This is a genomic window from Arenimonas maotaiensis, assembly GCF_014638745.1.
In the GTDB taxonomy this organism is placed as follows: domain Bacteria; phylum Pseudomonadota; class Gammaproteobacteria; order Xanthomonadales; family Xanthomonadaceae; genus Arenimonas; species Arenimonas maotaiensis.
In genome coordinates this window covers 37926-56482 of record NZ_BMFO01000003.1, presented here as the reverse complement: position 1 = coordinate 56482, position 18557 = coordinate 37926, and the positions used below count along the sequence as shown (strand labels likewise).

Genomic DNA, 18557 nt, shown 5'->3' with positions numbered 1-18557 from the left:
CCGCACAAATGAAAAACCCCGCGGATGCGGGGTTTTTCATTTCAGGCTCAGCGGCCGTTGCCGCGTGGCGAGTAGTCCACCCGTCGCCGTTCGGTCACCGCGCCGTCAATGATGCGGCCTTCGACCAGTTCATAGCCCATCAGCGCATACACGCGTTCGCCGACGAAGATCGGGCGCGCGTTGCCGTACCAATCCACGCAGCTGGCGCGGCAGCCGTCGTCCAGTCGGCCTTGCGGCGAGGCCGCCAGCTGGCCGAGGTCGCCCAGCCGCAGGTCGCGGTTGCGCAGGTATTTCACCGCCGCGCCGCCGCGGCCGTCGCCGCCGGTCAGCATCGGCAGGCCGAGGATGCCTTCGCGCACGCCCTTGGGCTGGTAGAAGAAACCGTGCGTGCGGCTTTCGCTCTGCGCGGCGTTGCGTTCGATGTAACCGGTCATCGCGGTCGCGGTGCCGTCCAGGCGGATCGAGGAGAACACCAGGTCACCGCCGCGGTTGCCGACGATCAGCGCATCGCCGCCCAGGGCTTCGATGCGTTCGCTGCGATGGCCGAGGTCGAGCGCCACCGGTTGGCCCGTGCGGGCGTACGCCACCGCATACGCCGGCGCGTCGCTATACGGGTTGCCGTACAGCAGCCAATCGCCGACGAAGCGGTTCTGCAGGCTCCAGCCGCCCACGCCCGGCAACGGCCGGTAGTGTTCCGGCGCGGAGCTCGCCTGGGCGCCGCCGAACAGGCGCAACGGCGCGCGGAACAGGGCGATCGGGCCGGTCTTGCCGTCCGAGCGCCACATGCCTTCGCCGCCGGCATCGCGGCCGACCAATACGTTGATGTGGCCGTCGCGTTCCAGGAACGACATCTGGTCGATCGGCGCACCGGCCACGCGCAAGGCCTGCGGTTCGCCGCCGCCCAGCGGCATGCGCAGCAATGCGCTATCGCCGATCGGTGCGCCGCGCCAACGCGGCGTGCGAACCGGCGCCAACCAGACATAGACGGTATCGGCCGCGACATAGAACACCCGGCCGCTGCTGCCGAGCACGGCGGTGGCGCGGCAGTCGAGCTCGGCGCCGTCGCGGATGTCGCAGACCGTCACCGTATGCAGGGTGGCGTCGTAGGCTTGCAGTTCCTGGCCGGAACCGTAGATGCGGGTCGCCGGCAGGATGCGTTTGAATTCGCCGCCGCCGTCGCGCCAATGCCGTACCGCCGGCAGCATCGGTGCATCGCCCATTACGCCCAGACGCATCGGCGAGTAGAACACCAGCTGTTTGCCGACCAATCGGCTGGCGTAATTGCGCGAGGAATAATAATCGTTGCTGCGCAGATGATAGGTGTTGCGGTAGCTGAGCCGGCCGGCGTCGTCGACATGGAACAGGCCGACTTCGGTGCCGCCGCGCGCGTAGCTGTAGCCGATCACCAGCACGGTGCGGCCGCTGATCAGCATCTCGTCGTACCAGGCGCCGCCCGGATCGATGCCGGGGCCGAAGGCGTCGATGCTGTCGACGGGGCGCAATTCGTCGGGGCCGGCCTTGATGGTGAACAGGCGGCCGCGGCGCAGCACGATCAGATAGTCGCCGAGCTTCTTGACGATGCCGCCCTCCTCGACGCCGGCGGTCTGCACGTTGGTGATGGCGTCGCTTGCCGGTGCCGCGGCTTCCGCGGCGGCCGGCGGAGCCGGCGGTGGCGGCGGTGGCGGGCTCATCGGGGCCGGATAGATCATTTGGCCCTGTTTGGCGCGTTCGCGCCGCCACTTGCGCTCCTGTTCGGCCTGCCGCTTCTGCTCGGCCTTGCGTACCTTGGCCAGATAGTCCTGGAAGGCGGCCTCGTTGGCGAACGGCGTCAGGTGGCTCGGGGTTTCCTTGGCCTGTGCGCCGGCGGCGACGGACAGGGCGAGCAGGACGGACAGCAGACGGAGTCGGGTCATGGGCGGGCTCATGGATGCGGGTGGCCCATGATTAGCATTGATTTCCGCGGCAGGCAACGCTTTTCCGGCGGAACCGGTCAGCCGGCGTTAATCGCCCCGATGAAAAAACCCCGCCGGAGCGGGGTTTGGCTTCAGTGCTTCTTGGTGGCCGTCGCGCCCATCAACTTGTCGGTGTAGGCGATGCCGATGGCCGACAGGATGAAGATGACGTGGATGATGGTCTGCCACATCACGCCGGCTTCGGTATAGGTCGAGCCCGGCCCGCCGAGGTTGCCGATGGCGATGAAGGTCTTCAGCAGGTGGATCGAGCTGATGCCGATGATGGCCATTGCCAGCTTCACCTTCAGCACGCTGGCGTTGACGTGGCTCAGCCATTCCGGCTGGTCCGGATGGCCCTGCAGGTTCAGGCGCGAGACGAAGGTCTCGTAGCCGCCGACGATCACCATCACCAACAGGTTGGAGATCATCACCACGTCGATCAGGCCCAGCACCAGCAGCATGATGTCCTGCTCGCTCAAGCTGGTGGCGCCGTGCACCAGGTGGATCAGCTCCTTGATGAACAGCACCACGTACACGCCTTGGGCCACAATCAGGCCGAGGTACAGCGGCAGCTGCAGCCAGCGCGAGCTGAAGATCAGCGCCTGCAGCGCGTTCAGGCGGGGGGCTTGGTTCGGGGTCATCGTATACGTATCTCCGTTTTCCGCATCAGCCGCGTTTCATCGCGCTGAAGAATTCGTCGTTGGATTTGGTGGTCTTCATCTTGTCGAGCATGAACTCCATCGCGGCGATCTCGTCCATCGGGTGGATGAGCTTGCGCAGGATCCAGATCTTCTGCAGCATGTCCGGATCGATCAGCAGATCCTCGCGGCGGGTGCCCGAACGGTTGATGTTGATCGCCGGGAACACGCGCTTCTCGGCGATGCGGCGGTCCAGATGGACCTCCGAGTTGCCGGTGCCCTTGAATTCCTCGTAGATCACCTCGTCCATCTTCGAGCCGGTGTCGATTAGCGCGGTGGCGATGATGGTCAGCGAGCCGCCTTCCTCGACGTTGCGCGCGGCGCCGAAGAAGCGCTTGGGGCGGTGCAGGGCGTTGGCGTCGACGCCGCCCGACAGCACCTTGCCGGAGCTCGGCACCACCATGTTGTAGGCGCGCGCCAGACGGGTGATCGAGTCGAGCATGATCACCACGTCCTTCTTGTGCTCGACCAGGCGCTTGGCGCGCTCGATCACCATTTCGGCGACCTGCACGTGGCGCGCGGCCGGCTCGTCGAAGGTCGAAGAGATGACTTCGCCGCGCACGGTGCGCTGCATCTCGGTCACTTCCTCGGGGCGCTCGTCGATCAGCAGCACGATCAGGTGGACTTCCGGGTGGTTGTTGATGATGGCCTGCGCGATGTTCTGCATCATCATGGTCTTGCCGGCCTTCGGCGGCGACACGATCAGCGCGCGCTGGCCTTTGCCCTGCGGCGCCATCAGGTCCATGATCCGGCCGGTGATGTCCTCGGTCGAGCCGTTGCCGCGCTCGAGCACGAACCGGCGGCGCGGGAACAGCGGCGTCAGGTTCTCGAACAGCACCTTGTTCTTGGAGTGTTCCAGCGGCTCGCCGTTGATGGTATCGAGCACGTTCAGCGCCACGTAGCGCTCGCCGTCCTTCGGGTTGCGGATGCGGCCGGTGATGTGGTCGCCGGTGCGCAGGTTGAAGCGGCGGATCTGGCTCGGCGAGATGTACACGTCGTCCGGGCCGGCCAGGTAGCTGGCATCGGCCGAGCGCAGGAAGCCGTAACCGTCCGGCAGGATCTCCAGCACGCCTTCGGCGGCGACGCCGGCCGGATGGCGGGTCAGCACCTTCAGCAATTGGAAGGTCACGTCCTGGCGGCGCATGCGCGCCACGCCTTCGTGCAGGTTGAGCTGCTCGGCCATCTCCAGCAGCTTATGCATCGGCATGCGCTTGAGTTCGGTCAACGAGTAGTTCGGGAAGTCCGGCGGCAGCTGCGGCGGTTGGTAGGCCTGACGCGGTTCGCCCTCGCCCTCGTCGCCGCCTTGGCGGTCGTTGCGGTGCTGGAAGCGGTCGCGGTTGCGCTCGTTGCGGTGCTGGAAACGGTCGCGGCGGTTGTTGTGCTGATGGCCGTGGCGCGGGCGCTGTTCCTGGCCGCCTTGCGGCTGGCCTTCACCGTCCTGGCCGGCTGGGGCTTCGCCTTGCGCGTTCGGCGCCGGGGTCCGCTCGGCCGCTTCCGCGCGTTCGGCGCGCTGCGGCGCGGCCGGCTCCGGATCGACGTGCACGACCACTTCGGCCGGCGCGTCGGCGGCGGGCTTGGCGGTTTTGCTCAGGCGGGGTTTACGGACTTTCTTGGCGACGGCGTCGCCGCTTTCGTTTTCGGATTCTGACACAGGGGATTCCTCGCGAGTGCGAGCGGGAGAGAAGGGGATGGGGATGCGTAAAGCCGGGGCGCGGAACGCGCGTTCGGCATTAAAGTAGCACTTAAGCCCTTGCGGGGCAAGCATCCGGCGGCTTTGCGCCGCCGGACGTTCAGGCAATCAGATGTTGGAATCGACGAACGCGGCCAATTGCGCCTTGCCGACGGCGCCGACCTGGGTGGCCTGGACCTTGCCGTCCTTGAACAGCATCAGGGTCGGAATGCCGCGCACGGCGAACTGGCGCGGGGTGCCGGGGTTGTGGTCGATGTTGATCTTGACCACCTTGACCTTGCCGGCGTGGCTGTCGGCGAGCTCGTCGACCAGCGGGCCGATCATCTTGCAGGGGCCGCACCACTCGGCCCAGAAGTCGACCAGGACCGGGGTGGATGACTTCAGGACGTCGGCGTCGAAGCTGGCGTCGGTGACGTGGTGGACTTTATCGCTCACGAAATACTCCTTGAAAATGGCGCGGAACCGTGCGGGTACGGGCTTTAGGGTAGAATGGGGGCGCTGAAACGAAAATCCATCCCGAAATCGCCCGAATATCCTGCGCAGTGTGCGCCGAGCGGGGGCGTATTGCAAGCGGCCGAGGCGCCGCGGAATCCCAAAAATGACAGATAAAGCACTGACCGATATACCTTTTTCGAATTTCGACATCACCCCCGTGCTGCTCCAGGGCCTCGAGTCCGCCGGCTTCTCGCGTTGCACCCCCATCCAGGCCCTGACCCTGCCGATCGCCCTCGCCGGGCGCGACGTCGCCGGCCAGGCCCAGACCGGTACCGGCAAGACCCTGGCCTTCCTGGTGGCGTTGATCAACCGCCTGCTGACCCGTCCTGCCCTAGCCGAGCGCAAGCCCGAGGACCCCCGCGCGCTGATCCTGGCGCCGACCCGCGAACTGGCCATCCAGATCCACAAGGACGCGGTGAAGTTCGGTTCCGACCTGGGCCTGCGCTTCGCCCTGGTCTACGGCGGCGTCGATTACGACAAGCAGCGCGAACTGCTGCAGCAGGGCGTCGACGTGATCATCGCCACCCCGGGCCGCCTGATCGACTACGTCAAGCAGCACAAGGTCGTGTCCCTGCACGCCTGCGAGATCTGCGTGCTCGACGAGGCCGACCGCATGTTCGACCTGGGCTTCATCAAGGACATCCGCTTCCTGCTGCGGCGCATGCCGATCCGTACCGAGCGCCAGACCCTGCTGTTCTCGGCCACGCTCAGCCAGCGCGTGCTGGAGCTGGCCTACGAGCACATGAACGATCCCGAGAAGCTCGTGGTCGAGACCGAGTTCATCACCGCCGCCAAGGTGCGCCAGGTGGTCTACTTCCCGGCCGACGAAGAGAAGATCCCGCTGCTGATCGGCCTGCTGACCCGCAGCGAGGGCCACCGCACCATGGTGTTCGTGAACACCAAGGTCTGGGTCGAGCGCGTGGCCAAGGCGCTCGAGCGCGCCGGCTTCCGCGTCGGCGTGCTCTCGGGCGACGTGCCGCAGAAGAAGCGCGAAACGCTTCTCGCCCGCTTCCAGAAGGGCCAGCTCGACATCCTGGTGGCCACCGACGTGGCCGCCCGCGGCCTGCACATCGACGGGGTCTCGCACGTCTACAATTACGACCTGCCGTTCGATGCCGAGGACTACGTGCACCGCATCGGCCGCACCGCGCGCCTGGGCGCCGAGGGCGACGCGATCAGCTTCGCCTGCGAACGCTACGCCATGTCGTTGCCCGACATCGAGTCCTACATCGAGCAGAAGCTGCCGGTGGCGCAGATCGAGAAGGAGCTGCTGGTGCCGGTGCCGCGCGCGCCGCGTGAGCGCGTTGCCGGCGAAGACGAGGGCGAAAGCGTCAGCGCCATCTTCCGCGAGGCCCGCGAGGCCAAGGCCGCCGAAGACGAGCGCCGCGGCGGCAAGTCCGGTTCCGGCCGCGGCGGACGCAGCGGCGAGCGCCCGCGTGGCGACCGGCCCCGTTCCGACCGCCCACGCGCCGATAAGCCACGTTCCGATAAGCCGCGCGGCGAAAACCCCCGCGGCGAACGCCCCGAATCGGCCATGCCGGCCGATGCCGGCGTGCCCGCCGCCGAATCCGCGCGCAAACCGCGCCGCCGCCGGCGCAAGCCGATCGACACCGCGGCGCCGGCCACCGCCGCGCCGGCCGTCACGCCGCATGAAAAACCCTCGGTGCTGCGTCGTCTGGGCGCGCGTATCAAATCGCTGTTCACCCCCTCGAATCCGACGCGGTAATACGGCACACTAGGGGGGAGTTCTTTCAGGGAAGGCGTGATGACTCTTCTGCGCTTCGACGGCGTCGGCAAAACCTATCCGGGCGGCCACCGGGCCCTGGACGATCTGAGTTTTTCCGTGCAGGCCGGCGAGATGGTGTTCATCACCGGCCACTCCGGCGCCGGCAAGAGCACGCTGCTGAAGCTGGCGCACCTGTCCGAGCGGCCCAGCGCCGGTTCGGTCTGGTTCGACGGCAAGAACCTCGAACGCGTGCGCGGCAAGCAGGTCGCGCTGCACCGCCGCCGGCTCGGCGTGGTGCATCAGGACCACTGCCTGCTGCTTGACCGCACCGTGGCCGACAACGTCGCCCTGCCGCTGCTGATCGCCGGCTTGGCGCCGGCCGAAATCCAACGTCGGGTCCGGCATGCGCTCGACAGCCTCGGCTTGGCCGAACGCGCCGGCCACCGTTCCACCGACATTTCCACCGGCGAGCAACAGCGCGTCGGCATCGCCCGCGCCATGGCCCTGCAGCCGGCCCTGTTGCTGGCCGACGAACCGACCGGCAATCTCGATCCGTCCTTGGCGGCCGACATCATGAACCAGCTGGTCGGCCTGTGCCGGCAGGGCACGGCGGTGGTCATCGCCAGCCACGACCTGGCCTTGGTGAAGCGCATGAAGAAGCGCGTGCTGGTCATCGACAAAGGCCGGCTGATGGACGACATCTCGCCCGAGGAGTTGGCCGATGAGTGAGTCCTACTCCCGCTTCGCCGCCTGGCGCGCGCAGCACGCCGCCGCGTTCGCCGCCAGCTTCGGCCGGCTGGCCCGCCGGCCGTTCTCCAGCGGCCTGTCGCTCGGGGTGATGGCCATCGCCTTGGCGTTGCCGCTGGCGCTGGCGTGGTCCTTGCTGCAGATGGAACAACTCGCGTCGCGGGTGCAGGCCTCGCGCGCCATCCATGTGTTCCTGTTGCCGGACGCCGCCGTGGCGCAGGCCGAGCGCCTGGCCGACGGCCTGCGCACCGATGCCGCGGTCGCCGCCGTGCGGGTCAAGACCCCGGAGCAGGGCCTGAAGGAATTCCGCGCCAGCAGCGAACTGGCCAACGCGGTGTCGATTTTGGGCGAAAATCCGTTGCCGCCGGTGCTGGTGGTGGAGCCGGCCGACGGCGACGAGCGCGCGCTGGTGGCGCGCCTGCAGCAGCTGCCGGATGTCGAGTTCGTGCAGCATGACGGCGTCTGGCAACGCCGCCTGCAGGCATGGCTCGGTTTCGGTTCGCGCTTGTTGATCCTGCTCGGCGCGGTGTTCGCGCTCGGCGCGGTGCTGGCCGTGGCCAACAACATCCGCCTCGACATCGCCACGCGCGAAACCGAAATCGCCGTGCTGCAGCAGCTCGGAGCCAGCGACGGCTACATCCGCCGTCCGTTCCTGTACGCCGGCGGCCTGTTGGGCCTGTCGGCCGGCGTGTTGGCCTTGGCCATCCTGATCGCCGCCGCGGCCTATATCCAGCCCAGCCTGCTCGCGCTGATCGGCAGTTACGGCAGCGGCTTCCGCTTCGCGCCGGTACCGCTCTGGTCGCCGGCCGCGGTGGTCGCCGGCGCCGTCGGACTCGGCGTGCTTGGCGCGTATCTGGCGGTCGGCCACTATCTGCGCCTGACCCGCCCGGTGGATCTGTGAGCGCGCTGGCGTTCCTGCCGCTCGACCTGCAACATCCCCACCTGGTGGTGGTGGACGGCTCCAAGCTGGTACGCAAGGTGCTGCTCGGCCTGATGGCCAAGACCTTGCCGGACGCCGTGGTCACCGAATGCGAGAGCGGCGAACAGGCCAAGACGGTGCTGGTTTCGCAGCCGGTGCATTTGCTGGTCACCGCCCTGGTGCTGCCGGACATGGACGGCGACGAATTGGCGCGTTTCGCGCGCGAGCAGAGCACGCAATCGTATTTCCCGGTCATCGCGGTGTCGGGCGATGTGCAGTCGCGTCTGGAACAGCGCAGCCTGAGCCCGCACGTCACCGACTATTTCGACAAGACCTGGGGCATGGACGCGCTGGCCGCGTTCGTCAAAGGCTATCTGGCGCCCGATGAGGAAGTCAGCGGCGAGGTGCTGTACGTCGAGGACAGCAAGGTCGTCGCCGCCGCCACGTCGCGCATGATGAAGAAGCACGGCCTCGGCGTGCGACATGCGGTCTGCGTCGAGGATGCGGTCGCCCTGCTCGATCACGGCGACGGCCTGCCCGACATCATCCTGAGCGACGTCTACCTGAAAGGCGATCTGACCGGCATGGACCTGTTGCGCATCGTGCGCGAGGAGCGTGGCCTGGGCAAGAACCGCCTGCCGATCGTGGTGATGACCGGCGACGCCGACCCGGCCAACCAGAGCCAGCTGATCCAGCTCGGCGCCAACGACCTGGTGCAGAAACCGATCGAAGAGCGCCTGCTGATCACCAAACTGCTGTTCCAGCTGCGCATGGGCCGCCGGAACCGCCAGCGCGGCGCATGAGCGTCGACGGTCGCTTGTCCGACTCCTGGCAGCCGCATCTCGGCGGCCTCTTGGCGTCCGAGCCAATGCAGGCCTTGGCCGCGTTCCTGCGCGCCGAGAAGGCCAAGGGCAAAGCGGTCTATCCGCCCGGTCCGCTCATCTTCAACGCCTTCAACCACACCCCGTTCGAGGCGGTGCGGGTGGTCATCCTCGGCCAGGATCCGTACCACGGCCCGGGCCAGGCACATGGCCTGAGTTTCTCGGTGCCGGACGGCGTGCCGCCGCCGCCCTCGCTGCAGAACATCTTCAAGGAACAGGCGCGCGATCTGGGCTTGCCGATGCCGGCCACCGGCAACCTCACGCCTTGGGCCGACCGCGGCGTACTGCTGCTCAATGCCGTGTTGACCGTGGAAGCCGGCAAAGCCGGCTCGCATCAAGGCAAGGGCTGGGAAGAATTCACCGACGCCGCCATCCGGGCGCTGTCGGACCGCCGTGAAGGACTGGTGTTCATGCTCTGGGGCGCCTACGCCCAGGCCAAGGGCGTCAAAATCGATCGCAACCGCCACTGCATCCTGCGCGCGCCGCATCCCTCGCCGCTGTCGGCGCACCGGGGCTTTCTGGGCTGTGGCCATTTTTCCGCCGCCAACCGCTACTTGCAGGGCCGCGGCCAGCCGGCGATAGATTGGCGTATTCCATAATTCATTGATTTATAATTGAATATTTCTTGTTCCAGGTCATCAAAGCCGATCTCGGGGAACTTTCCGGGCCGATTAGCACTCTAATCGCTAGAGTGCTAGACTAAACCCATGAACGAGAACGCCATGACCAGCCAAGCCCTGATCAGCCACAATCTGCCGATTCCCAGCGCCCTCGGTTCCTTGGACGCCTACATCAACGCGGTCAGCCGCGTGCCGGTGCTGTCGGTCGAGGACGAGCAGAAGCTGGCGCGCGCCTACCGCGACAACGACGACCTCGACGCCGCCCGCCATCTGGTGATGGCGCACCTGCGCTTCGTGGTGCACGTGGCCCGCGGCTACCAAGGTTACGGCCTGGGCATGGGCGATCTGATCCAGGAAGGCAACATCGGCCTGATGAAGGCGGTCAAGCGCTTCGACCCCGACCAGGGCGTGCGCCTGGTCAGCTTCGCCGTGCACTGGGTGCGCGCCGAGATGCACGAATTCATCCTGCGCAACTGGCGCATCGTGAAGGTGGCCACCACCAAGGCCCAGCGCAAGCTGTTCTTCAACCTGCGCAAATCGAAGAAGCGCCTGGGCTGGCTGAACGCCGCCGAAGTCTCGGCCGTGGCCAAGGACCTGAATGTGTCCGAACGCGAGGTGCTGGAGATGGAATCGCGCCTGTCCGGCCGCGATGTCGCCTTCGACGCGCCGGATGACGACGACGACGACCATGCGCCGCCGTCGCCGTCGGCCTATCTGGTCGCGGTCAATGCCGATCCGGCCGCCGCCTACGAGCGCGAGAGCCACGAAGACAGCCAGCTGGAGCTGTTGCGCGACGGTCTGGCCGGCCTCGATCCGCGTTCGCGCGAGATCCTGCAGAAGCGTTTCCTGGCCGAAAACAAGGCCACGCTGCACGAGTTGGCCGAGGAATACGGCGTCTCCGCCGAGCGCATCCGCCAGCTCGAGGCCAACGCGTTGAAGAAGATGAAGGCGCTCTTTGCTGCTTGATACAGCAGTTTGATTAATTAGTTACTTTATTTTTCAGTTCATTTAAATTATTTGACTCAAATATTTCCATTAAGCGCGCACGAATAATGTAAGTGTCTTTAATTTCGATATTGATTTTATGGGAAATTTGCTGGGCATTTTCACCATCTAAAAGCAATTTTAAAACTTGCGATTCTACATAATTAAGTGCTCGTCTTTTTTTGAAAACAGCTGATTTCAAGTCATTGTTAAGATAATAGTATCCGCAAAAGACACGATGTAACGCAGAGATCAATTTGTTATTGATTTGACTATATTCAACAAATCCAAAAACTCCAGCATCAAGCAATTTTTTAATAAACAGATTATTAATCTGGTCATAGATAATGACAGCCTTAAGATTGATGTTGCTGCTCAAAGTCTCTTTCAAAACTTGAAAATCCTTTTCAAGGAAAGAATCCGAATATGCTTCGAATAATAAAATATAATCGGAGGAATGTGAAAGCGAAAGCGATGAAAAGCAAGGGCTTTGATCCTCATGAATTATCGTGATTTCACGATTATTTGAAAGTATAGATTTTATTTCACATTTAAATTTTTCTGCAAAAATACATATCTTTATCATTTAAATTTAATCGAAAATAAATCGAATTTTGTTCGCTTTATTAATCGATTAATATTGGATTTTTTCTAGGTTCGGTTTAAATTAAGTAACAAAAAGTAACCCATGGTCGGCCGAGCGTATCCACCAGTTCGAGGCCAATTGGTTGAAGGAAATGAAGGCGCTGTTGGCGGCCTGATTCATCAAAAAGCCCCGTCAAGCGGGGCTTTTTCATATGCCCAGTTCGCGGGCCCGGCTTTGCAGCTCGAACACCGAGCGCGCTTTGAACTTCTGCAGCAGTTTGATGCGGTGCACGTACACCGTCTTGTCGGAGATGCCGAGTTTTTTGGCGACATCCTTCGGACTTAGTCCGGCGACCAGCAGTTCCAGCACCTCGCGCTCGCGCGGGGTGATGTGCGGGCTGTGGCTGTCGGCCGCCTTGCGCGCCTCGTCGCAGAAATAGGGCTGGCCGCGCTCCACCGCCTGCACGGCCGACAGCAGCTCCTGCGCGCCGCGGCCCTTGCTGACGTAGGCCGCGATGCCCTGGCGGATGGCCTGGCGCACCACGTTCGGCCCGGTGTGCATCGACAGCACGATGGTCCGGAAGCGTTCGGTGATGCGGGCCGGATGTTCCAGTATCGCGGTGAATTTGTAGTTGGCGAAATCCAGGTCGGTGATCAGGATGTCTGACCGGAGTTCGCCTATACGCCGGAACAGATCGTCCGGGTCGCCGAACTCCGCTTCGATCCGATGGCCTTCCTGTTCCAACAGGTATCGCAATCCATCGCGGACAATCGAGTGGTCTTCCAGTAGCGTAATGAGGCTCATCGCGCCATGATGCGGTAGACCTGCGAGTTTTGGTATTAGAAAAATTCTTATAGCCGATTCCATGCAGATGCTGGAATGTATTGATATGGAAAAAATCCGGGCCGTGACGGCCTCCCATCCGATCTGGCTTTGGCCGGCCCTGGCCCTCGCCAGCTTGCCGTTGTTCATGGCGCTGAACATCGAGGGCGTCTATGTCAGCGTGCTGTTCGGCCTGCGTGTCTATGCGGTATTCAACCTGCGGCCGGCGTATTACCCGGTCGTCGCGTTGCTGGAGCTGGCGCTGGTCGCGCTGAATCCGTACGAGCGCCTGTTTCCCTATGTCGGCGCCTTCAATCCGGAGACGCTGTTCGTGCATGGCGCGGGCGTTGCGGCAACCTATTCCTGCGCCTGGCTGTTGCGCGCGTACATCGACCGTATCGGCAGCCGGATCGAACGCGCACCGCTCGCGCTGGGCACGGTGCTGGCCGCCCTGTCGGCCGGTACCGGCGCCGCCGTCGTGCTCGCCGAATACCTGTCGGCCGGCGGCGAACCATCCTATCTGGTCAGCGCCGCTTTCGCGCGGCTCAACGTCTATGTCACCACGGCCCTGCTGTTCGGCATCTATGCGGTATTCGCGAGGGCGCGGCCGCGCGTCATTCCCGGGCGCGCGGCCGCCACCCTCGTCATGGCGCTGTTGCCGCTCGCGGTTCTGGCGCTGATGTACCGGCTGTTCGACCTGTCCGGAAACCTGTCGGTGGTCTTCCTGTTCCTGGTCCTGTTCCTGCTCGGTTCGGTGTATTTCTCGTTCCGTTACGGCCGGATGCCGGCCATCGCGGTCAGTTTCATGTGCATCGTGCTGTTTTCCGCGGCCCACAACGGCTGGTCGCTCAACACCTGGCATGCCAATGCCATGTACCTGCTGCTGTTCACCGTCAGCTGCCTGTTCACGGCCATCTACGCCGAGCGCATGCGCGCCTCGGAACGCAGCCTGCTGCAGTCGGCCCAGCGCGAAGGCAACCTGATCCGCAACCTGCAGGAGCTGGAGCTGTCGCTGGAGGCGCGCAACGCCGAATACGTGAACGGCATCATCCGCAGCCTGCACGACGACGTCGGCCAGGGCCTGGTCGCCGCCAACCTGTACATGCGCGTGCTTCAGGGTCGGACGCAGGATCCCGGCGCGCTGGAGGCGGCCGGCAAGGCTTCCGAAATGCTGGAGTACGCGGAAAAACGCATGCGCGCGGTACTGAACAAGCTGGCCGACGAGCACATCGATTTCGGCGCCATCCACGCCGAGCTGGCCGTCGGCCGCATCGCGATGCTGCTGAAGGCGTCGGGCATCGACTACCGGCTTCTGGTCAGCCCGCATTCGCCGGCCTGGCACGAGTTGGACGCCGTGCACTGGCGCTTCATCTACCGCTTCTGTCAGGAATCGGTGACCAATCTGCTGCGCCATAGCCGCGCCGGGCGTTGCCGCATCCAGCTGTTGGCCCGGCAAAACAGTGGTGGCAGCTATGTGGTGATTTCCATCAGCGACAGCGACACCGCGAATTACTACGATTTCCGCCGCGTCGATTCGATGGGCCTGAAGAACCTGATGGCGACCGGCGCCGATCTGGGCGGCCGCTTCCATCATTGCCTGTGTCCGGAATTCAAGAAGATGGCCTTCCATTTCCGGATGCCCGCCCGATGAAACGCGCGGCCATCCTGATTCTGGCGGCATTGGCCGTTTTTCTGGGGGTATTCCTGTCGGCTTGGCTTCACCGGCCGGATGGCGGCCGACCCGCGTCCGCCGCCACGTCGCATGCCATGCTCGAACCGGCCACCCGGTACCTCAACCCCGGTACCAACCATCTGTGCTACCGCAGCCGCGGCGGCGCCATGGTCTGCTGGGGCAACAATACCTGGGACCAGATCATCGCCGACCCGATCCTGGCCATTCCGCCGGCGCAGCGGGTACGTCTGTCACGCGCCTTCCGGATGCTTTCCGGCGGCAACGGCCATACCTGCGGTGTCGCCGACGATGCCCGTATCTGGTGTTGGGGCGATGCCAGCATGGGGCAGATGGGCGACGGCGGCTCCTATACCAACACCATCGTCAGGCCGCAGCCGGTGCCGGGCATCGGCAGGGCGGTACGCATCGCTTCCGGTTACGACGGCAGCTGCGCCCTGATCCGCGACGGCGCGGTGTATTGCTGGGGAACCGTCGGCCGCAGCAACAGCCGGCTGCGCTCGCGCGAGTTCAAGGTGCTGCGCACGCCGCAACGCATGCCGCTGCCGGAACCCGCCAGCCACTTGTCGTTCCGCGTCCATCATGGCTGCGCCGTCGGCGTTTCCGGCGCCGTGTATTGCTGGGGCTTCAATGCCAACGGCGCGTTGGGCGACGGCTCGACCATCGACCGGATGGCGCCGGTGAAAGTCCGCCATCTTCCGGAAAAAATCACCCGCGTGGCCGCTGGCTACATGCATACCTGCGCCATCGGCGCGAGCCGGCGGGTGTATTGCTGGGGCTGGAACGGCCAAGGCCAATTGGGCAACGGCCCGGAACACCCGTACGAGGACGACCGCCGCCTCCGGCCGGCGCGCGTGCCGGGGTTGGCCGATATCGTGCAGCTGGCCATCGCCAGCCATACCTGCGCCTTGGATTCCGGCGGCCGGGTGTCTTGCTGGGGTTACAACGAATTCGGCGGCGCGGGGCAGGACACCCGCCGCTATCCGGCGGTCACCCGTCCGCGGCCGGTGACCCTTCCGGAGCCGGCGCTGGAAATCGCGCCCAACGAGTGGAGCACCTGTGCGCTCGGCCGCAGCCTGAAAATCTACTGTTGGGGCAGCAACAAAGCCAAGCTGATCGGCGAAAAAAATCCGGACCGGCCTTGGGTTCCGGTTCCCGTCGCCCGGATCGACTAGCCCGGGCCCGCCACCGCGCCGCGCTCCGATACCTCGACACGGAAGCCCTGCGCACGCAGGGTGCGCGCCAGGATGGCGGTGTCGCTGCGCAGCCGTCCCGATGTGACCTCGGCCGGCTCCTTTTCACCCAAGCGGTCGATGAAGGCGGCGGCCCGTTCCGGTCCGAACAGCACCGCCAACGCCGATTTGACCATTTCCGGCCGCTCGGCCAGCTGCGGATGGTCGATGATCGAAACCACAAGGCTGGCGCGGGGTGCTATGACTGTTTCCGGAGGATGGACTATCCGGAATTCTAGAGATGCGCTGCGTCTGCGGATATAGGAACTTTTCTTAGGGTCTGCGGATGGCACTCAATCCAGCAGACCCAGGCGCACCGCCTTTTCCTGCAGGTCGGTCAGATCGCGCGCCTGCAGCTTCAGCATGATGTTGGCGCGATGGCCGTACATGGTCTTGTCGTTGATGCCCAGGCGCGCGGCGATGGTCTTGGCCGACAGCCCCTGCAGCAGGAGCTTGAGCGTATCGGACTCGCGCTGGGTCAGTTTCGGCGCGACCGAAGGCGCCGGCCGACGGATGTCGCTCGACACGTAGGTGTCGCCGGCCATGATGCGGCGCAGGGCCGAGACCAGTTCCTTGGCGGCGGCGGCCTTGGTCACATAACCGGCGGCGCCGAGCGACAGCGATTTGCCGACGAAGGCCGGACTGTCGTGCATGCTGAGCATCAGCACCTTGACCCCGATGCCGGCCTTGGCCAGGTTTTCGACCAGTGAAAAGCTGTTGCCCTCGGCCAGGCTGATGTCGACCACCAGCACGTCCGGGCCGAAGCGCTGCAGGTGGCTCAGGGCCTGGTTGACCGTTCCGCATTCGGCGCACACGGTCATGTCCGGCTCGTTCTCGAGCAGGCGTTTGATGCCTTCGCGGACGATGGCGTGGTCATCCAGGAGCACGATGCGGATCATGCCGCCTATGGTAGCGCGGCTTGCCGCGCGCCGCGCGGAAAATTCCGGTCACGGCCGTGCGCTTTCAGGCTAGACTGCGTGGCATCCCTTCGTTTTCCCGGCGTGAATCCGATGTCTGCCACCGCGCCCGCGGCGAGCTCCCGTCCGTTGCAAACCGCCATGGCCTGCCTGCTGTTGATGGCGGGTTATTGGCTCTGCCTGCAGATCGGCTTCCGCCATTGGTACGTCGGCGTCGGCGTGCTGTTCGCGGTGTTCTGGTCCAGGCCGGGCCGTGACTGGCCATGGTTTTGCGCCGCCGTCGCCGCGGCATGCCTGCTCGATGACGCCGGCGCCGCCGGCGGTATCGGGCCGCATCTGCCAAGCGCGGTCCTGGAGCCCTTGCCGGCGCTCCTCGGCGCGCTCCTCGCCCGCCGCATGGGCCTTGACGCCATGGTGAAGCCGGTGCGGATCCTCGACCTGCTGCTGGCCGCCGTCTTGACCGCCCTCTTGGTCATGCTGACGGATCTGCTTGGCGTCCGGCATCCGTCCGGCGATGACGTCCGTCACGCCGCCGCCGTCCAAACCCAAGCGCCTACGCTGCCGGCGCTGGCGCATTACGGCATCAACCATTTCATGGGCGCCTTCCTCGGCATCATCCTGATCATGCCCGGCATGTTGTGGTTGACCGGCTTGATGAACCGGCCCGGTACGGCGAAAATCCTGCGTGCCGGTTTGGTCTGGCTGCTGCCGATCGCGTTGCTGCTGTCGGTGCCGATGGCGCTCTTCGCCGGGCAGGGCGTCGATCGCTATCTGCGCCGATGCCTGCTGGTGCTGGTGGTGGTGTTTTCCTTCCGCCACGGCTGGCGCGGCACGGCGTTGTCGATGCTCCTGGTCAGCACGCTGATCGGCATCGACGACCATCTGCACGGCAGCGCCGATGATCCGGTGGTGCTGCAGCTGGTGATGGCGGTTATGGCCGCGATGGCGCTGCTGTTCGGCGCCAGCATCGACGAACTGCGGAGCAATGAAGCGGCGCTGCAGGCCGACAAGAACACGCTGCAGGAAGCCCTGTCGGCCCTGGCCGAATCGAGCCGGCGCAACATCGAGCTGGAGGAGCTGGAACGCAAGCGCATCGCGCACGAGCTGCACGACGAGCTCGGCCAGCTGCTGACCGCGATGCAGCTGCGGCTGGCGGAGTCCGCGGTCAACCCCGACATCGCCGCGCTCGAACGCCTGGGCGCGCGCATGCGCCAGTCCTTGGGTTCGGTGGTGAACGCGCTGAGTCCGAACGAGTTGAACCAGATCGGCCTGTACGAATCGCTGGTCTACGGCTCGCCGTCGCAGTTGTGCGAATTGGCCGGCATCCGCTACCAGGTCGAGCTGCAGGGCAACGGCATGCTGCTGAACGAATTGCAGCCGGCCACGGCGCTGGCGGCCTACCGTATCGTGCAGGAATCGGTCAACAACGCGGTCAAATACGCCCGTTGCCGGCGGGTCGGCGTGCGCCTGCGTGTCGGCCGGCGGGGCGTAAACCGCCGCGGCATCGTGCTGGTGCTGGATATCCGCGACGACGGCATCGGCGTGTACGAAACCGCGATCCGCGCCGGCTTCCACTCCATCCGCGATCGGGTTCTGGCCTTGGGCGGCGCGGTCCGCATCGCCAACTGCGGCGGCCTGCGCGTGCATGCCCTGTTGCGGCAGTAATCCCCCGGCCAATCTGCTAAAATGGAGCCTGTTGCGCCCGTAGCTCAGCCGGATAGAGTAGTGGCTTCCGAAGCCATTGGTCGGGGGTTCGAATCCCTCCGGGCGCGCCAATCTCCGCCATGACACCCGATACCCACACTCTGCATAACGCCTTCGGCACCGTTTCCGTGTCCGAATACGGCGGACAGGTGCTGTCCTGGCGCACAGCCGATGGCCGCGAGCGCCTGTATACCCCGCCGAACCCGATTCTACAGCCTGGCCGCGCCCTGCGCGGCGGCGTACCGGTCTGCTTTCCGCAGTTCTCCGGCCGCGGTAGCTTGCCCAAGCATGGCCTGGTGCGTACTTTGCCTTGGCGGTTGCGGGCGCGTACCGAATCGGCATTGATCCTCGCCATCGGCGATGACGACACCACCCGCGCGCTCTGGCCGCATGCGTTCGAGCTGGTGCAGACCGTGGTGCTGGATGCCGGCGGCCTGTCGATCGCCTTGGATGTCGGCAACCGCGGCGAAGCGCCGTTTGCCTTCACCGGTGCCTTGCATACCTATCTGCGTGTGCCGGAGGTGACCGCCTGCGCCGTGCATGGCCTGCAGGGCCGCGAATACGAAGACGCCGCCGACGGCAGCGCGTTCAAGCGGCTGGACGGCGCGCTGCGCGTGACCGATGAAGTCGACCGGGTATTCGCCGGCGCACCATCGCCCTTGCGCCTGGATTACGGCGACGGAACCGCGTTGGACATCGCGCAGGGCGGGTTCGCCGATACCGTGGTCTGGTGTCCGGGCCCGCAATTGGCCGCCGCGTTCACCGATATGCCGGCGGACGATTGGCGGCGGATGTTGTGCGTCGAGGCGGCGTCGGCCGTCGTGCCGGTCGCGGTGCCGGCCGGCGGTCATTGGCAGGGCTGGCAACGCCTGTCACCGGTCTGAATTCCGCGCC

18 protein-coding genes and 1 tRNA gene are annotated in these 18557 nt (G+C 65.1%); 11 read left to right on the top strand and 8 right to left on the bottom strand.

The features are described from left to right. Positions 1-47: 47 nt before the first annotated feature. The 4 genes from IEV56_RS07645 to trxA form a co-directional block, all read right to left on the bottom strand. Positions 48-1913 (bottom strand): beta-propeller domain-containing protein, encoded by a 1866-nt coding sequence (locus IEV56_RS07645; RefSeq protein WP_188449510.1) that lies wholly within the window; start codon positions 1911-1913, stop codon positions 48-50. Positions 1914-2044: 131 nt separating this feature from the next. After that, positions 2045-2593: a TIGR00645 family protein gene (locus IEV56_RS07640; protein ID WP_188449508.1), complete on the bottom strand. Its 549-nt coding sequence runs from the start codon at positions 2591-2593 to the stop codon at positions 2045-2047. A 25-nt stretch (positions 2594-2618) separates the two neighbouring features. Continuing rightward, on the bottom strand, positions 2619-4301 hold the full coding sequence (gene rho / locus IEV56_RS07635; protein ID WP_229730218.1) for a transcription termination factor Rho: 1683 nt from the start codon (positions 4299-4301) through the stop codon (positions 2619-2621). 147 nt (positions 4302-4448) lie between these two features. Further along, positions 4449-4775 carry a thioredoxin TrxA gene (gene trxA, locus IEV56_RS07630; protein WP_188449504.1) on the bottom strand — a complete coding sequence of 109 codons (327 nt, stop codon included), beginning with the start codon at positions 4773-4775 and terminating at the stop codon, positions 4449-4451. Between the two features lie 163 nt (positions 4776-4938). Here trxA and rhlB point away from each other — a divergent pair, with 163 nt between their 5' ends. The 6 genes from rhlB to rpoH all read left to right on the top strand — a co-directional run bounded on the left by rhlB (position 4939) and on the right by rpoH (position 10694). Continuing rightward, complete coding sequence (rhlB, locus tag IEV56_RS07625; RefSeq protein ID WP_188449502.1) at positions 4939-6561, top strand: ATP-dependent RNA helicase RhlB; 1623 nt, start codon at positions 4939-4941, stop codon at positions 6559-6561. Positions 6562-6600: 39 nt separating this feature from the next. After that, positions 6601-7290, top strand: a complete 690-nt coding sequence (locus IEV56_RS07620; RefSeq protein ID WP_188449500.1) for a cell division ATP-binding protein FtsE — start codon at positions 6601-6603, stop codon at positions 7288-7290. Next, the gene (locus tag IEV56_RS10625) at positions 7283-8209 is read left to right on the top strand and encodes a cell division protein FtsX (protein ID WP_229730217.1); all 927 of its coding nucleotides are present in this window, start codon (positions 7283-7285) and stop codon (positions 8207-8209) included. The genes IEV56_RS07620 and IEV56_RS10625 overlap by 8 nt, the downstream gene beginning before the upstream one ends. Beyond that, entirely contained in the window at positions 8206-9030 is an 825-nt protein-coding gene (locus IEV56_RS10620) for a response regulator (protein WP_268235757.1), read from the top strand. Before IEV56_RS10625 ends, IEV56_RS10620 begins: the two co-directional genes overlap by 4 nt. Beyond that, positions 9027-9707 carry a uracil-DNA glycosylase gene (ung, locus tag IEV56_RS07610; protein ID WP_188449495.1) on the top strand — a complete coding sequence of 227 codons (681 nt, stop codon included), beginning with the start codon at positions 9027-9029 and terminating at the stop codon, positions 9705-9707. Before IEV56_RS10620 ends, ung begins: the two co-directional genes overlap by 4 nt. A 108-nt stretch (positions 9708-9815) precedes the next feature. Further along, positions 9816-10694 carry an RNA polymerase sigma factor RpoH gene (rpoH, locus tag IEV56_RS07605; RefSeq protein WP_188449493.1) on the top strand — a complete coding sequence of 293 codons (879 nt, stop codon included), beginning with the start codon at positions 9816-9818 and terminating at the stop codon, positions 10692-10694. Positions 10695-10707: 13 nt separating this feature from the next. Here rpoH and IEV56_RS07600 read toward each other — a convergent pair whose 3' ends face one another. Both IEV56_RS07600 and IEV56_RS07595 read right to left on the bottom strand, forming a co-directional pair. Continuing rightward, positions 10708-11298, bottom strand: a complete 591-nt coding sequence (locus tag IEV56_RS07600; protein ID WP_188449491.1) for a hypothetical protein — start codon at positions 11296-11298, stop codon at positions 10708-10710. A 207-nt stretch (positions 11299-11505) separates the two neighbouring features. Continuing rightward, the gene (locus IEV56_RS07595; protein WP_188449489.1) at positions 11506-12102 is read right to left on the bottom strand and encodes a response regulator transcription factor; all 597 of its coding nucleotides are present in this window, start codon (positions 12100-12102) and stop codon (positions 11506-11508) included. A 103-nt stretch (positions 12103-12205) separates the two neighbouring features. Here IEV56_RS07595 and IEV56_RS07590 point away from each other — a divergent pair, with 103 nt between their 5' ends. Beyond that, positions 12206-13771 carry a sensor histidine kinase gene (locus tag IEV56_RS07590; RefSeq protein ID WP_188449487.1) on the top strand — a complete coding sequence of 522 codons (1566 nt, stop codon included), beginning with the start codon at positions 12206-12208 and terminating at the stop codon, positions 13769-13771. Then, positions 13768-14985 (top strand): RCC1 domain-containing protein, encoded by a 1218-nt coding sequence (locus IEV56_RS07585; protein WP_188449485.1) that lies wholly within the window; start codon positions 13768-13770, stop codon positions 14983-14985. Before IEV56_RS07590 ends, IEV56_RS07585 begins: the two co-directional genes overlap by 4 nt. Here IEV56_RS07585 and IEV56_RS07580 read toward each other — a convergent pair. Further along, positions 14982-15224: a hypothetical protein gene (locus IEV56_RS07580; protein WP_188449482.1), complete on the bottom strand. Its 243-nt coding sequence runs from the start codon at positions 15222-15224 to the stop codon at positions 14982-14984. The genes IEV56_RS07585 and IEV56_RS07580 overlap by 4 nt on opposite strands. Positions 15225-15335: 111 nt before the next feature. Beyond that, entirely contained in the window at positions 15336-15941 is a 606-nt protein-coding gene (locus tag IEV56_RS07575) for a response regulator transcription factor (protein ID WP_188449480.1), read from the bottom strand. 111 nt (positions 15942-16052) lie between these two features. On the opposite strand from IEV56_RS07575, the gene IEV56_RS07570 reads away from it, so the two are divergent. The 3 genes from IEV56_RS07570 (at position 16053) to IEV56_RS07560 (ending at position 18547) form a co-directional block, all read left to right on the top strand. Further along, on the top strand, positions 16053-17624 hold the full coding sequence (locus IEV56_RS07570; protein WP_188449478.1) for a histidine kinase: 1572 nt from the start codon (positions 16053-16055) through the stop codon (positions 17622-17624). A 33-nt stretch (positions 17625-17657) separates the two neighbouring features. Further along, positions 17658-17734 (top strand) — tRNA-Arg (locus IEV56_RS07565). Between the two features lie 9 nt (positions 17735-17743). Next, a complete protein-coding gene (locus tag IEV56_RS07560; RefSeq protein ID WP_188449476.1) occupies positions 17744-18547 on the top strand; it encodes a D-hexose-6-phosphate mutarotase in 804 nt (267 codons plus the stop codon). Positions 18548-18557 lie beyond the last annotated feature (10 nt).